The following is a 14,639-nucleotide window of genomic DNA, read 5'->3' on the forward strand; positions in this document are numbered from 1 at the left end:
GTGGTGCTTGGCAAGATTCAGCCTGACCGCTTTCCTTCCGTCTTCGGCCCCGGTGGCGATGAACCGCTGGATGTGGAGGCCGCCCGCATGGGGTTCCAAGCCATGGCCGCGCAGATCGCCGCGGAAACCGGCGAGGCCCCGAAAACGCCAGAGGAGCTGGCCGAGGGCTTCCTGCGGATCGCGGTGGAGAACATGGCCAACGCGATCAAGAAGATCAGCGTTCAGCGCGGCTATGACGTGACCCGCTACACGATGAACTGCTTTGGCGGCGCGGGCGGGCAGCATGCATGCCAGGTCGCGGATGTGCTGGGGATGGAGAGCATCTATATCCACCCTTTCGCCGGTGTCCTGTCGGCCTTCGGAATGGGGCTGGCCGATATCCGGGCGATCCGGGAACACCAGCTGGCACGCCCCCTGACGGATAACGCGGAGGCGCGTGCGGCGCTAGACCGGATCGGCGCGGATGCGCGGGACGAGGTCGCCCGGCAAGGCATCCCGGCAGACCGCATCACCCTGATCGAAACCGCCCATATCCGCACGCCGGGGTCACACCAGACCCTGCCTGTGCCCTTCGGCCCGGTGCAGGAGATGCGCGAAGGGTTCGACGCCGCGCATCAGCAGCGCTTCGGCTTCGTGCCGGATTATGACGGGCTGATCATCGACCTTCTGACCGCCGAGGCCGCGGGCGAAACTGGCGAAGCGGTGACTCTCCCGGACGCCAATGACCCACCCGCGCAACAGGACAACGCCCGTATGTATTGCGCAGGTGGCTGGCGGGACGTCCCGCTGATCGACCGCGCCACCCTGCGCGCAGGCGACACGCTGACCGGCCCCGCCATCATCGTCGATCTGACCGGCACCAATGTGGTGGAACCGGGTTGGCAGGCCGAGGGGCTGGCAGGTGGCGCGCTGGTCCTGCACCGGGTGGTGGCGCTGGACCGGCAGGAGGCGATCGGAACATCCGTCGATCCGGTGATGCTGGAGGTCTTCAACAACCTCTTCATGTCCATCGCCGACCAGATGGGCGCGACGCTGGCCAACACCGCCTATTCGGTGAACATCAAGGAACGCTACGATTTCTCCTGCGCGATCTTTGATGCGGCGGGCGACCTCGTGGCCAACGCCCCGCATGTGCCCGTGCATCTGGGATCCATGAGCGAAAGCGTCCGCACCGTGCTGCGCGAGAATGCCGGTAAAATCCGTCCCGGCGACGTGTTCATGATGAACAACCCCTTCAACGGCGGCACCCATCTGCCGGATGTGACCGTCATTACGCCTGTGTTCGATGAGGCAGGAGAGAAGATCATCTTCCTCACCGCCTCTCGCGGCCACCACGCCGATATCGGCGGCAAGACGCCCGGATCGGCCCCACCGGATAGCAGCCATATCGAGGAGGAGGGCGTCCTGATCGACAATGTCCTGCTGGTGGATCAGGGCCAGTTGCGAGAGGTGGAGACGCGTGCCCTTCTGGCCTCCGGCCCTTACCCCTGCCGCAATATCGACGAGAACATGGCCGACCTCGCCGCGCAGATCGCCGCGAATGCCACCGGCGTGGCGGAGTTGCAGAAGATCACCCGGCAATTCGGGTTGCCCGTCGTGCAGGCCTATATGGGCCATGTGCAGGACAACGCGGAGGAAAGCGTGCGCCGGGTGCTGGATGTTCTGAAAGACAGCCGGTTCACCTACAAGATGGACAGCGGCGCGCAGATCGAGGTGGCGATCACGGTGGACCATGACAGCCGCAGCGCGGTGGTGGATTTCACCGGAACCTCACCTCAGGACCGGCTGAACTACAACGCGCCGCTCTCGATCTGCCGGGCGGTGGTGCTCTATGTCTTCCGCACGCTGGTAGGGGCCGACATCCCGATGAACGAGGGTTGCCTGAAACCCATCGAGATCCGCGTGCCGGAAGGCAGCATGATCAACCCGCGCCCGCCTGCGGCGGTGATTTCCGGCAATACCGAGGTCAGCCAGTCCATCGCCGATGCGCTTTATGGCGCGCTTGGGGTGATCGCGGGAAGCCAGGGGACGATGAACAACTTCGTCTATGGCAATGACCGGTTCCAGAACTACGAAACCATCTGCGGCGGGACCGGCGCGGGGGAAGGGTTTGACGGGGCCAGCGCCGTGCACAGCCACATGACCAACACGAGGATGACCGACCCGGAAGTGCTGGAAACTCGTTTTCCGGTGAGAGTCGAGGAGTTTTCGATCCGCCACGGATCGGGCGGCGCGGGACGCTGGCACGGCGGTAACGGTATCACCCGCCGCCTGCGGTTCCTGGAGGAGATGACGGTGACGGTCCTGTCCTCGCACCGGCAAGTGCCGCCGCACGGAACCCATGGGGGTGAACCGGGGCAATGTGGCCACAACGCGGTGGAGCGGGCTGATGGTCGGGTTGACCTTCTGGCGGGCAACGATCAGGTCCAGATGCAGCCCGGTGACATATTCCTGATGCAAACGCCCGGCGGGGGCGGTTACGGTCGCGCCTAAAACGAAAGGGGCCGGGGGAAAACCCCGGCCCGCTTGGCTTTATTCCCCAAGCGCGTTTTGCAACCGGGTGACGACCTCGGCCACGAACTCCGGGTTGTTGCGTGCCTGTTCCACGGCGGCCGTCAGGGCGGCGCGAGAGATCGGGCTTAGCTCTGCCGCCTCAATGGCCAGCAGCGCCGCATCGGCGTCAAACGCCGCATCCTCCATTGCGCCGTGATCCTCGGTCATGTCGTCGGACCCGGCGTCGTCGGTCATGTCCTCTGCGGCCTCATCCGATCCGTCGGTCATGTCCTCTGCGGCCTCTTCTGTCCCTTCGGTCATGTCCTCGGCGGTTTCCTCCGCGTCGTCAGCCATGGCCCCGGCATCATCGGCGCTGTCCTCTTCCATATCCTCTTCGGGCGCGGCCATAGACTCCGCGAGGGCCTGCTCCAGCTCTGCCACCCGTGCCTCTGCCGCCGCCAGGGTTTCCGCCATCTGGCCTTGCAGGGTCCGCATCTGGGCCATCTCGGTCGCATCCGCTGTCGCGGCAGCTTCCAGGTCCGCCACCCGTGCGTTCGCGGTGGCGAGCGCCGCCAGGGTCTGATCCAGGCTTGTCTGGACCTCTGCCATTTGCACGGCACTTGCCGCTGCCGCCGCCTCCAGCTCCGCGACACGCGCCTCCGCAGCGGCCTGCGCGGCGATGGCCGTGGTCGCTGCGGTTTCCGCCGTTTCCGCGCGGGACAGAAGCGCCGCGGCCTCGTTCAGCGCCGTTTGCGCGGCAGTAGACGCCGCCGCACTGCTGGCCTCGGCCTCAGCGCTTGCCGCAAGCGCCGCCTCGCGCGCGGCAATGGCCGCATCCCGTTCGCCATTGGCGGCACTGAGCGCGGCTTGAAGATTGGCCACCTCTGCCTCCAGTTCCACGATCCGGGCCATCTGGCTGGAATCGGGCGCGGTGGGGGTCGGGGCCGGGGCTGCCGTGCTTTCCACACAGGGCCATTTGCCCGCATCGACACCCTGGTCGATCTGCACGCCCGTGGGGTCGATCAGATAGGTGACACCGCCGCGGGTCACCACATAGACATCCTCGGTCAGAACGCTGAGCGTGCCCGGCCCCTCAGCCAGCGCGCCACCCGCGATCACGAACCGCTCGGTCCGGCCTGCGATCTGACAATCATAGATAGTCGCGCCACCGCTTGCCGCAACGGGAGCGGGCGCAGGAGCGGGCTGTTCAATCGGTGGACCGGCCAAGGCGGGGCTGGCCAGCAGCGACAGGGCGAGGGCGTAAGGCAGTCGGGTCATATCGGATCAGACCTCCGTAAATGCGAGTTTTGAATATATGCACGTCCGGGTAAAATCCGGACGCCTCCCGCCCCGCAGCCTACTCAATCGGGGCCTTTCTGCATAGCCTCGGCCTTGGCGACCTGCGCCTTGACGGCGGCGAAGCTGTCGGGCGTGACGGAAATCGAGTCGATCCCCGCATCAACCAGCAGCTGCGCGAAGGCCGGGTTGTTCGACGGGGCCTGCCCGCACAGGCCGATCTTGCGCCCCGCCGCGCGGGCCTTTTCGATCACCGTGCGGATCATCCACAGAACCGCCGGATCGCTTTCATCGAAGAGGCTGGCCAGCCGGTCGCTGTCGCGGTCCACCCCGAGGGTCAACTGCGTCAGGTCGTTCGATCCTATGGAGAAGCCGTCGAAGCGGTCGGCAAACTCCTCGGCCCGGATCACGTTGGCCGGAATCTCGCACATGACGAAGACCTCCAGCCCCTCCTTGCCCCGTTCCAGCCCGGCGCGGCCCATGACCTCCAACACCTTGTCGGCCTCCTCCGGCGTTCGGCAGAAGGGGATCATGATGGCGACATTGTCGAAGCCCATCTCCTCGCGCAATTGCCGGATCGCCCGGCATTCCAGCTCGAAACCCGGACTGTAGGCCGGGTCGGTGTAGCGCGAGGCGCCGCGGAACCCGATCATCGGGTTTTCTTCCTCCGGCTCAAAGGCCCGTCCACCCAGAAGCTCGGCATATTCATTGGTCTTGAAATCGCTCATCCGCACGATCACCGGGTTCGGGTGGGCGAAGGCGGCGATCTGGCTCAGCCCGCGTGCGAGCTGATCGATGAAATAGTCGGGTTTGTTGGGGTAGCCAGCTGTCAGGGCCTCGATCTGGGCACGTTCGGCGGGGTCCGTGACCTTGTCGAACTCGATCAGCGCCATGGGGTGCACCTTCACGGCGTTGTTCACCACGAATTCCATCCGCGCGAGGCCCACGCCGTCAGCGGGCAGCCGCCACCAGCGGAAGGCGGCAGAGGGGTTGGCCATGTTCAGCATGATCCGGGTGCGCGTTTCGGGCAGGTCCGACAGGTCCAGTTCCTCGACGCTCACCTCGGCAATTCCGGCGTGGATCAACCCGTCCTCGCCCGCCGCACAGTTCACCGTCACATCCTGCTGGTCGTGCAGCACATGGGTGGCGTTGCCGGTGCCGACAATGGCGGGCACCCCCAGTTCCCGGCTGACAATCGCCGCGTGCGACGTGCGCCCGCCATGATCGGTGATGATCGCCGCCGCGCGTTTCATGACCGTCACCCAATCTGGGTCGGTGTTGGAGGTCACGAGGATCGAGCCATCGACGAACCGGTCTATATCGGCCACGCTCTCGATCAGGCAGATGCGCCCCGTGGCGACCGCGTTGCCGACGCTCAGGCCCTGCAACAGAACCTCCCCCTCCCCAGACAAGGAATAGCTGCGTAGCGCGCCCGCCTTGCGTTGGCTTTCCACCGTTTCCGGCCGGGCCTGCACGATGAAGAGCTCGCCCGTATCGCCATCGCGCGCCCATTCCATGTCCATCGCGCAGCCGTAGTGGCGTTCGATGGTGGCGGCCATGCGGGCAAGCGACAGGATTTCCCCGTCGCTCAGCACCCAGGCCGCGCGTTCGGCCTTGGAGGTCGGCACATTGCGCACCGGCGCTGGTCCCGCCCCTCCTAGGATCATCTTGATCTCTTTCGCGCCGCGCCGCTTGCCGACGATGGGGCTGAGGTTCTCGTCCCCCAGGAAAGGCTTGAACACCTGATATTCATCGGGGTCCACCGCCCCCTGCACCACGTTTTCGCCAAGCCCCCAAGCCGCGTTGATCAGAACGATCTTGTCGAAGCCCGATTCCGTGTCGATGGAGAACATGACGCCCGATCCGCCGGTATCGGCCCGCACCATGCGCTGCACGCCCACGGATAGCGCTACGGCCATATGATCGAACCCCTTCACCTCGCGATAGCTGATCGCCCGGTCGGTGAAGAGAGAGGCAAAGCAGCGGCGGCAGGCGGTCAGCAGATCGGCCTCGCCCTCGATATTCAGGAACGTCTCCTGCTGGCCCGCGAAGCTGGCATCGGGCAGGTCCTCGGCTGTGGCGGACGACCGTACGGCCACAGCAACATCCGCCTTGCCCGCCCGGTCGCTGAGCGCCGTGTAAGAGGACAGGATATCCGCGCGGATGTCCTCCGGCCAGTCTCCCGCCACGATGGCGGCCCGGATGGCGCTGCCGGCCTCGGCCAGCGTGATCTTGCCCGCCTGCCAGCGGCCCACGGTGTCGGCAATCATCGCCTCCAACCCGTTGGCCTTCAGAAAGGCGCGATAGGCGTCAGAGGTGGTGGCAAAGCCGCCGGGCACCGCAATCCCCTGCCCCGCCAGTTCCTGCACCATTTCCCCCAGAGAGCTGTTCTTGCCCCCAACAAGCGCCACATCGGCGCGGCGCAGGTCTTCGAATCCGATCACGTAGCGTGCCATGTCTGTCCTCCATTTGGGCCGGGTCGGGCCGTTGGAGTCAGGTTAGGTGGGTTCGGGGGGCTGCTCCTTGATGCAGGTCATGGTCGATTGACGCAGGGCGCGGCACAAAAGATGCAACAGTTGACGGGAGCCGCAGATGACCCAAGACCTGACCACCCGCCTTGCCGCCGCCGAGATGCTGGACACTGACCTGCTGGCCGAGATCTGCACCGCCGCCGCTGCCACCTTCCCCGATGCCCCCGCACACCCAGAGGTGCTGTCAGACCCGACAGAGGCGGTCATGCACCTGCTGGCCCATTGTCTGCCCGGCTGGCATATCCACCTAACGGGACAGGCCGCCGAGCCGAATGGCCACTGGCGGTGTTCCCTGCGCAAATCCGACGCCCATGACGACGATCTGATTGTAGGGACTGCCACCGGGCCGACCATTCCGCTGGTGCTGGCGCGGGCGCTTTGGGATGTGGTGCGGAAGTCGGCGTAACAGTCGGTCGCCCACTACGCTCTCGATCGGACTTTTCGTTTCCCCCGTCACAGTCACTTTTCTTTGAATGCACAAGCATGGTCCGGGGTGCAGGGCATTGCAGCAAATAGATTCAATCCATGATAAAGCCTATCTGGAAGCTATCGGGGCAGGAAATTGACAGGCGAACCGTTTTACAAAGAGCATTGGCGAAGAATCGAACCAGAGAGGATGTCTGCCTATCGGAGTGGTTTCGGTTGGGATAAAGCGGCGGAACAGCTCTATGTTCCTGCCGACATCGCTGTTGGACAATCGGTTGCTGATTTCGGATGTGGGCCTGGTAAAGTTTCTGTGGCGCTCGCCCATAAAGTTGGACCGGGTGGACATGTCTACGCAATCGACATCAACACCGAGTTTCTGAATTTGGTCAAAGAGAATGCCGCAGCCGCCGGTGTCTCGGATCGAGTGACGACCCATTTGAATGATGGCGTCTCCTTGCCAATAGATGACGCCTCGCTTGACCGCGTCACGGCTCGAAACGCACTGATGTACGTTGACGATCCGGTTAACACGCTGACGGAGTTTTATCGGGTGCTTCGCCCCGGTGGGCTCGCTCACGCAATCGACGGCGACTGGTTCATGATGGTAGCGGAGCCCGTTGCGCATCAGCCCTGGAGAGAGTTTGTCGAAGCTGCCTCGCACGCTTGCCGCAATTCGGACATGGGGCGGAAACTATACGTTTCATTTTTGGAAGCTGGCTTTCAGGATGTGCGCGTTTCAATCATTGCTAATGCAGATGTTGAGGGTCGGCTGCTCGGCATGATCCGCAATATGGCAAAGTACGCTAAGGAGAGTGGCACGATTGACCACGACGCTGTTGATCACGTCGTTTCACAAGTCGAGCAAGCACATGTCGAAGGGACATACTTGGTTGTTTCTCCTCAATTTGTTGTTACCGGAAGAAAGACCGGCTGAGCCAAACTTCCGTTGAAATGGGCGCAAACCTGCCGTTGAGAATCTCATCTCAACAGCACTCTAGCCCCGCCCCGCCGACTGGAACTTGTGCGGCGACACCCCGTATTTCTCCCGGAACCGGCGCGAGAAATGGTTGGTCGATTCAAACCCGCAGGAGCTGGCGATATCAGCCACCTTCATATCCGTTTCCGCCAGCAGCATCCGCCCCCGGCGCAGGCGCAGGTCTGTGAGGTATTGCTTGGGCGTGGCTTTCACATGGGTCAGGAACAGCCGCTCGATCTGGCGGCGCGAGACCTTGAAGCGGTCGGCGAGGTCATCGAGCGAGAAGAGCTCCTCGATATTCTCTTCCATGTAGCGCAGGATTTGCAGCAGCTTGCGGTTGCGGGTGCCGATGGAGGCCGCGCGGGACGATTGCTGCGCCTCTTCCTCTGAGCGGTGCACCGGATGCAGGCACATGTTGAGCACCGAATGCGACATGACGGGGCCAAACCGCTCGGATATCAGCCGCAGGAAGAGGTCCGTTGCGGACGAGCCGCCGCCACAGGTCACGATCCGGTCGTCGATGGCGTAAAGCTGATCCAAAGGCTCCAGATCGGGGAAGCTTTCGCGGAAGGGTGGCATGTTTTCCCAATGCAGGGTGAAGTCCCTACCCTTCAATATCCCCGCCCGCGCCAGCGCATAGGCCCCGGTACACAGCCCGCCAACCTGATGGCCCATCCGCCAATGCTTGCGCACCAGGCCCGCCACCTGATCGGTGACCACGGTATCGGGTTCCACCCCGGAACAGACAAAGAGCGGCCCGGTGATCTTGGCATCCGCCAAAGCGCAGGTCGCCCCGATCTCCACCCCGTTGGAGGCGCGGACCGGCTTGCCATCCTGCGTGATCATCTGCCAGCTATAGAGCTTCTGCCCGGTCAACTGATTGGCGATGCGCAGCGGTTCGACCGCCGAGGTGAACGCCAGCAGCGACAGTTTGGGCAGCAACAGGAAACTGATCATTTCCGTCTTCTGCCCGGGGGGCAAATCCACATGTGCCACCCCCTTGGGGATGAACTCGTCGTTCATAGGCCGAGGGCCCTCCGCCGTTCTTCTGCGAAGCCCTGTACTATGCGGTCGGCGATCAGCGCAAGGATGGCCATGGCCGCGCCTGCCGAAATGCCGAGGCCCACGTCGCCTGCGCCAAGCGCAATATAGATCGACTGACCAAGCCCGGTGGTGCCGATGAGCGCCGCGATGACCAGCATGGCGAAGGCGTAGAGGATGGTCTGGTTGAGCCCCAGAAGGATCGTCGGCGCCGCATAAGGCGCGCGCACCTCGCGCATGATCTGCCATTCCGTCGCGCCGGAGGACACGGCGGATTCCAGCATCTCGGGCGGTGTGGTGACAAGCCCGTGGCGGGTGTACCGGATCATCGGCACGATGGCATAGGCGATGATGGCGAGGAAGGCCGAGAACTCGCCGATCTGGAAGAACATCAGAACCGGGATCAGGAAGACGAAGAGCGGGATCGTCTGCAGCATGTCGCAGACGGGCCGGATCACCGCCCATGCCGGTTTCGATACGGCCGAGAGCAATCCCAGAAGCCCGCCCAGAACCGCGCAGGCAATGACCGCCGCACCGCAAAGATAGAGCGACAGCATCGCCCGGGGCCAGAGGCCCGAAATGGCGATGAGCAACATCAGGATGACGACGAGCCGTGTCAGCTTCCATCCGCCCGCGACCCAGGCCACCGCGCCAAGCCCGACCAGAACGAAGGGCCATGGCAGGTCGGAGACGCCGGTTTCCACGATGATCGCGATGATCGGCAGACACATACCGAAGGCCATGCGACCGGTCATCGCCACGGCTATTCCAAGCGCGCCCGCCGCGGCAAAGAGCGCATAGGACATGTTTGCCGTCCAGCTGAAGCCCCAGGTAAAGGGCAGGACCGCCCCATCAAGCCCGATGCGCAGAGGCAGCAGCCCGTAGAACATCGCGTTGTTCTTGACCGCATCCAGCGTCGCGCCCGCGCTGCGGGTGAAGCTGGTCAGCGCACCGTCCACGGCCTCGACTGTCGGTGCCAGAACGGCCATGTCCCCAGGTGCGGGAAGCGCGGCCCATGCCAGGACCGAGGCGGCGATGGCCACGGCCAGGATGACCCAGGATATCCGCACATCGAACCGCTCGCGCGAGGTCGCCATACGGGCCGAAATCCGGTCGATGATGATCGCGAAGACCACGATCACCAGCCCGGCCAGCAGGCTTTGCCCGAAATTGGCCTGCCGCATGGTCAGCAGCACTTCCCATCCGATATCGTCAAAGCCCCCGATGACGGCCGCGATGATCACCATCGACAGCGCCGCCATAAGCGCCTGATTGACGCCGATCATGATCTGCGTGGCGGCAGCGGGGATTTCTACCTGCACAAGTTGCTGCAGACGCGTGGCACCGGACATGACCCCGGCCTCCTTCACCTCCGCCTCGACCCGTTGCAGGCCGAGAAGGGTGTTCCGCGCCATCGGCGGGGCGGCGTAGATGGCCGAGGCGATCAGGCCCACGACCGGGCCAAAGCCGAAAAGCAACAGCAGTGGCGTGAGGTAAGCGAAGGTCGGCACCGTCTGCATCAGGTCGAGCGTTGCCTCGATCCAGGGCCGCGCCCGCGCGCTTTCGTTGGACCAGATGCCGATGAGCAACCCGAGCGTCAACGCCAGCGGCACCGACACGAAGACCAGCGCCAGCGTGTTCATCCCCTCGATCCAGTAACCCGAGGCAAGCACGAAACCCAGACCCACCCCCGACATCAGGGCCAGCGACAGCCCGCCCGCATACCATCCAAGCGCCACGGTTGCGCCGATGATCAGCGGCCATGGCGTGTTGACCAGCAGCCAGTTCACCCAGACCATCGGATATTCCAGTACGGCCGAGATCAGGCGCATCGCGGGGCGGATGATGTCAAAGAGCCATTCCAATGACACGCCGATCCATTCCGTGACCGGCAGGGTCCAGGCCTCTGGCCAGACCGGCAGAAACTCGGTTGCGGATTCCAGTGCGAGGCATAGGGCACCAACGAGCAAGGTCAGCAATGCCGCTTTCGTACCGGGCGTCAGGCGGTCCATCACGGACGGGGCTGGCAGGCTGACGTCGCTCATGTGCGGTCCACCTGCAGGGCCTTGGCCAGATCGGAGGGATGGATATAGCCCGCCATCTGCCCGTCATTACCCCAGACCGGAACCGGCTCATACAGCGACATGCAGGAGGCCAGTGCCTCCTCCAGCGTCATGTCGAGGCGCAGCTTGGGATCGTCCGGCATGGTTGGCGGCGTGTCCGTGTGCAACACGCTTTCCAGTCGCGCATGGCGGCCCTTGGCCACATCGCGGGAAAACTCGCGCACATAGTCATCGACAGGGTTCAGCACGATCTGCGCGGGCGTGCCGATCTGCACGATCTTGCCGTCGCGCATGATGGCGATCCGATCGGCCAGTTTCAGCGCTTCGGAAATGTCATGGGTGATGAAGACGATGGTCTTGTGCAGCGTCGACTGGATCTTCAGGAACTCGTCCTGAAGCTGCCGCCGGATCAGAGGATCGAGCGCCGAGAAGGGCTCGTCCAGGAACCAGATATCGGGGTTCGCGGCCAGCGACCGGGCGATGCCGACCCGCTGTTTCTGACCACCGGACAGCTCTCGCGGATAGGCGTCTTCACGACCAGTCAGCCCCACCATCTCGATCACTTCCAGCGCGCGGGCGCGCCGTTCGGATTTCGATTTTCCCAGCATTTTCAGCGGAAAGGCCACGTTGTCGGCCACAGTCATATGCGGAAACAGGCCGAAATGCTGGAACACCATGCCCAGTTTTTCGCGCCGCAGCTCGATCAGCCGTTTGGCATTGGCCGAGAGGATATCTTCGCCATCGATCCGCACCGATCCGGCGGTTGGCTCCACAAGGCGCGAGATGCATCGGATCATGGTCGATTTGCCGGAGCCCGACAGGCCCATGATCACGAAAAGCTCGCCTTCCTTCACCTCGAAACTGGCGTCCTGCACGGCGGGGATCAACCCGTCATCGCGCAGGGCTTCGGCGGCGTCGGGGGCGGAACTGGTCCGCCCCTGCGCGTCTTTCAATCGGGTTTTGGCGTCATTGCCAAAGACCTGCCACAGCCCCTCGACGGCGATTGCCGGGGTGCCGGTCGGGGCCGAAGCGGTCATGTCCCCGGTTACTCCGTCGCGGCCGCGATCATGGCCGAGATGGCATCGGCATGGTCCGCGACATAGGCGGCGGCGACTTCCTCGACCGACATGCCGTCATTGTCGACCATGCCCATCATCGGCTGCTGGTCTTCGGTCATCATCTGGTAGGCGGTGAGGATTTCCGCAGCCGCAGGCCACTGATCCGCAAAGCCCGACCAGGTGATCTTGAAGACGCGGGTCGGCAGGAAGTCACAGTCGGAGGTCGCGTTCGGGTTCGGACCGACCGAGGCATCCTCATAGCATTCCGGGGTGCCCGGCGGCAGATCGACGAAGCGCACATCATAGGCCGAAACGGCCCAATGCGGCTGCCAGAAGACCATCAGCAGCGGCGTGCCGCGTTCGGTCGAGGCGCGCAATTCGGCGATCAGCGCCCCCTCGGACCCTGCTGGCACGGCACGGAACGGCAGTTCCAGACCGGCGGCGCGTTCGGCACCGGGGGTGCCCCAGTCGGCCGGATAGTCGATCAGGCGGCCCTGCGGGATGGTTTCGGCGGTGGCGAACTGCATGGCGCAATCGTTCAGCGCTTCCCATGCGGGTAGGCCGGGGCAGATCTCTTCGACATGGGCGGGATAGGCGAACCCTTCGCGGGCGGTCAGGCCGAGATCGCCAAGCTCCACCACGCCGCCATCATCCAGAACGTCATAGTAGAGGTCGGGCACGTTCGAGTCCCAGACCTCCAGCGCGGCATGAATCTCGCCCTCGCCGATCGCGGGATACATGTTGTAATACCCTGCGGTGACATATTCGACGGTATAGCCTGCCTGTTCCAGGATCTGGCCTGCTACATGCGTGGTCAGGTGCTGGCCGGTCCATTCATTGATGGCCAGCCGGATCGGTGTGCCTGTATCGCCAAGATCGGCAGCGGTGGCGGTGCCTGCCAGTGCCAGAACGGACAAGCCGGAAAGAAGCACGGATTTCATGAAGTCACTCCCTGAGGTCGTTTTCTTGGATTGTTGTTCTTAGAGTCTGCGGTCATTTCATATGACAAGGCGACGGATTTCCACCCATAATTGCAGATTTCCGCCATCTTATTGCATGAAAACGGCCTGCCCCGAGAAGAGGCAGGCCGTGAAAGGTCTTGCAACTGGGCCATTTGGCCTAGCCACCCTCGCGTTCGCGTAGCAGATCGGTCAGCCAATCCGGGTCCATCTCCGGGACCGAGGACAGCAGCAGTTCCGTGTAAGGATCATGCGGCGGCCGGAACATCTCGGATTTGGGGCCCTGTTCGATCACCCTGCCCTCTTTCATCACGACGACCTCATCCGCGATGGCCTTCACCGTGGCAAGGTCATGGGTGATGAACATATAGGCCAGGTCAAACTCGGATTGCAGCTTGTCCAGCAGCTTCAGGATGCCCTCGGCCACCAGCTGGTCAAGCGCCGATGTGACCTCGTCGCAGATGATGAACTTCGGCTCCGCCGCCAGCGCCCGCGCGATGCCGATGCGCTGCTTCTGCCCGCCCGACAACTCGGCCGGCAGCCGGTCGATATAATCGTCGGGCTCCAACTCGATCAGGTCGAGCAGATTGCGGATACGGTCTGTCAGGGCTTTGCCCTGTAGCCCCAGATACATCTGGGCAGGGCGTCCGATCAGTTCCCGGATGCGCAGCTTTGGGTTCAGCGCCGTGTCCGCCATCTGGTAGATCATCTGCGCTTGGCGCAGCTGGTCGCGGGTGCGCTTGCGGTAGTCCGGGGGCAACGTCTCGCCGTCGAACAGAATCTGTCCCTGACGCGGTGGCAACAGCCCGGTGATGACCCGCGCCGTGGTCGATTTGCCCGAGCCGGACTCGCCCACCACGGCCACGGTGCGCCGTTCATGGATGTCGAAATTGACGTTCATCAGCACATCGACCGAGCCATAGCCTGCGGTGATGTTCTGGACCGACACCACCGGCGTCTTGTCGGCAGCGACCGGGGGCTGTTCGGCCCGCGCGTGGCTGCGCACCGCCCAAAGCGACTTGGTATAGTCCTCTTTCGGGGCAGACAGCATCGACCGCGTATCAGCCTCCTCGACCTCATCCCCCTTCAGCAGCACCTTGATCCGATCCGCCATCTGCGCCACGACCGCGAGGTCATGGGTGATGTAGATCGCCGCCGTGTCGAACTGTTCCACGATGTTGCGGATCGCGGCCAGAACCTCGATCTGCGTGGTCACGTCAAGCGCGGTGGTGGGTTCATCGAAGATGATCAGGTCGGGACGGCAGGCCATCGCCATCGCTGTCATCGCCCGCTGCAACTGCCCGCCCGAGACCTGATGCGGGTATCGGAAGCCGATATTGTCCGGGTCCGGCAGTTGCATCCGGCGATACAGATCCACCGCATCGCTTTCTGCCTCGGCCCGGCCCATGACGCCGTGCTGCACGGGGGCCTCGCAATACTGGTCCATCAGCTTGTGGGCCGGGTTGAAGCTGGCCGCCGCGGATTGTGCCACATAGGCGATGCGCTTGCCGCGAAGATTGCGCTTGGTCGCCTCGCTGGCTTTCATCAGGTCGATCCCGTCAAAGACGATCTCGCCCCCGGAAATCCGACAGCCGTCGCGGGTAAAGCCCATGGCGGCCAGACCGACCGTGGACTTGCCCGCCCCGGATTCGCCGATCAGGCCCAGAACCTCGCCCTTGTGCAGGGTCAGGTCGATGCCATGCACGATCTCGGACCAGGTTTCGTCGGACCGGCCCTCGATACGCAGGCCCTTCATGGTCAGGAGGACCGGTTTTCCGTTGTTTTGCTCGGTCATG

10 protein-coding genes are annotated in these 14,639 nt (G+C 63.7%); 3 read left to right on the plus strand and 7 right to left on the minus strand.

What is annotated here, in order from left to right:
• Window positions 1–2,493 (plus strand): hydantoinase B/oxoprolinase family protein (locus tag BKY26_RS13045; protein WP_071690825.1); only part of this gene is annotated, 2,493 nt, incomplete at its 5' end.
• Window positions 2,494–2,532: 39 nt separating this feature from the next.
• On the opposite strand, the gene BKY26_RS13050 is transcribed toward BKY26_RS13045, so the two are convergent.
• On the minus strand, window positions 2,533–3,771 hold the full coding sequence (locus tag BKY26_RS13050; protein WP_071690826.1) for a hypothetical protein: 1,239 nt from the start codon (window positions 3,769–3,771) through the stop codon (window positions 2,533–2,535).
• Window positions 3,772–3,854: 83 nt separating this feature from the next.
• A complete protein-coding gene (ppsA, locus tag BKY26_RS13055) occupies window positions 3,855–6,245 on the minus strand; it encodes a phosphoenolpyruvate synthase (RefSeq protein ID WP_071690827.1) in 2,391 nt (796 codons plus the stop codon).
• Between the two features lie 136 nt (window positions 6,246–6,381).
• On the opposite strand from ppsA, the gene BKY26_RS13060 reads away from it, so the two are divergent.
• Both BKY26_RS13060 and BKY26_RS13065 read left to right on the plus strand, forming a co-directional pair.
• Window positions 6,382–6,726, plus strand: coding sequence for a hypothetical protein (locus BKY26_RS13060; protein WP_071690828.1), 345 nt, complete (start codon window positions 6,382–6,384; stop codon window positions 6,724–6,726).
• A 210-nt stretch (window positions 6,727–6,936) separates the two neighbouring features.
• Window positions 6,937–7,680 (plus strand): methyltransferase domain-containing protein, encoded by a 744-nt coding sequence (locus tag BKY26_RS13065; RefSeq protein WP_071690829.1) that lies wholly within the window; start codon window positions 6,937–6,939, stop codon window positions 7,678–7,680.
• A gap of 60 nt (window positions 7,681–7,740) precedes the next feature.
• Here the strand turns inward: BKY26_RS13065 and BKY26_RS13070 are convergent, their stop codons facing one another.
• The 5 genes from BKY26_RS13070 to BKY26_RS13090 all read right to left on the minus strand — a co-directional run bounded on the left by BKY26_RS13070 (window position 7,741) and on the right by BKY26_RS13090 (window position 14,638).
• Window positions 7,741–8,745, minus strand: a complete 1,005-nt coding sequence (locus tag BKY26_RS13070; protein WP_071690830.1) for a GlxA family transcriptional regulator — start codon at window positions 8,743–8,745, stop codon at window positions 7,741–7,743.
• Window positions 8,742–10,808: an ABC transporter permease gene (locus tag BKY26_RS13075; protein WP_071690831.1), complete on the minus strand. Its 2,067-nt coding sequence runs from the start codon at window positions 10,806–10,808 to the stop codon at window positions 8,742–8,744. The genes BKY26_RS13070 and BKY26_RS13075 overlap by 4 nt, the downstream gene beginning before the upstream one ends.
• Window positions 10,805–11,863 (minus strand): quaternary amine ABC transporter ATP-binding protein, encoded by a 1,059-nt coding sequence (locus BKY26_RS13080; RefSeq protein ID WP_071690832.1) that lies wholly within the window; start codon window positions 11,861–11,863, stop codon window positions 10,805–10,807. The genes BKY26_RS13075 and BKY26_RS13080 overlap by 4 nt, the downstream gene beginning before the upstream one ends.
• Window positions 11,864–11,871: 8 nt before the next feature.
• On the minus strand, window positions 11,872–12,825 hold the full coding sequence (locus tag BKY26_RS13085) for an ABC transporter substrate-binding protein (RefSeq protein WP_071690833.1): 954 nt from the start codon (window positions 12,823–12,825) through the stop codon (window positions 11,872–11,874).
• Window positions 12,826–13,003: 178 nt separating this feature from the next.
• Window positions 13,004–14,638 (minus strand): ABC transporter ATP-binding protein, encoded by a 1,635-nt coding sequence (locus BKY26_RS13090; RefSeq protein WP_071690834.1) that lies wholly within the window; start codon window positions 14,636–14,638, stop codon window positions 13,004–13,006.
• Window position 14,639 lies beyond the last annotated feature (1 nt).

This window comes from Nioella sediminis, assembly GCF_001879695.1.
In the GTDB taxonomy this organism is placed as follows: domain Bacteria; phylum Pseudomonadota; class Alphaproteobacteria; order Rhodobacterales; family Rhodobacteraceae; genus Nioella; species Nioella sediminis.

Bases quoted from the DNA above. Each gene is read 5' to 3' on its own strand.
- BKY26_RS13050 (WP_071690826.1), bottom strand. From the start codon at position 3,771: ATGACCCGACTGCCTTACGCCCTCGCCCTGTCGCTGCTGGCCAGCCCC.
- ppsA (WP_071690827.1), bottom strand. From the start codon at position 6,245: ATGGCACGCTACGTGATCGGATTCGAAGACCTGCGCCGCGCCGATGTG.
- BKY26_RS13060 (WP_071690828.1), top strand. From the start codon at position 6,382: ATGACCCAAGACCTGACCACCCGCCTTGCCGCCGCCGAGATGCTGGAC.
- BKY26_RS13065 (WP_071690829.1), top strand. From the start codon at position 6,937: ATGTCTGCCTATCGGAGTGGTTTCGGTTGGGATAAAGCGGCGGAACAG.
- BKY26_RS13070 (WP_071690830.1), bottom strand. From the start codon at position 8,745: ATGAACGACGAGTTCATCCCCAAGGGGGTGGCACATGTGGATTTGCCC.
- BKY26_RS13075 (WP_071690831.1), bottom strand. From the start codon at position 10,808: ATGAGCGACGTCAGCCTGCCAGCCCCGTCCGTGATGGACCGCCTGACG.
- BKY26_RS13080 (WP_071690832.1), bottom strand. From the start codon at position 11,863: ATGACCGCTTCGGCCCCGACCGGCACCCCGGCAATCGCCGTCGAGGGG.
- BKY26_RS13085 (WP_071690833.1), bottom strand. From the start codon at position 12,825: ATGAAATCCGTGCTTCTTTCCGGCTTGTCCGTTCTGGCACTGGCAGGC.
- BKY26_RS13090 (WP_071690834.1), bottom strand. From the start codon at position 14,638: ATGACCGAGCAAAACAACGGAAAACCGGTCCTCCTGACCATGAAGGGC.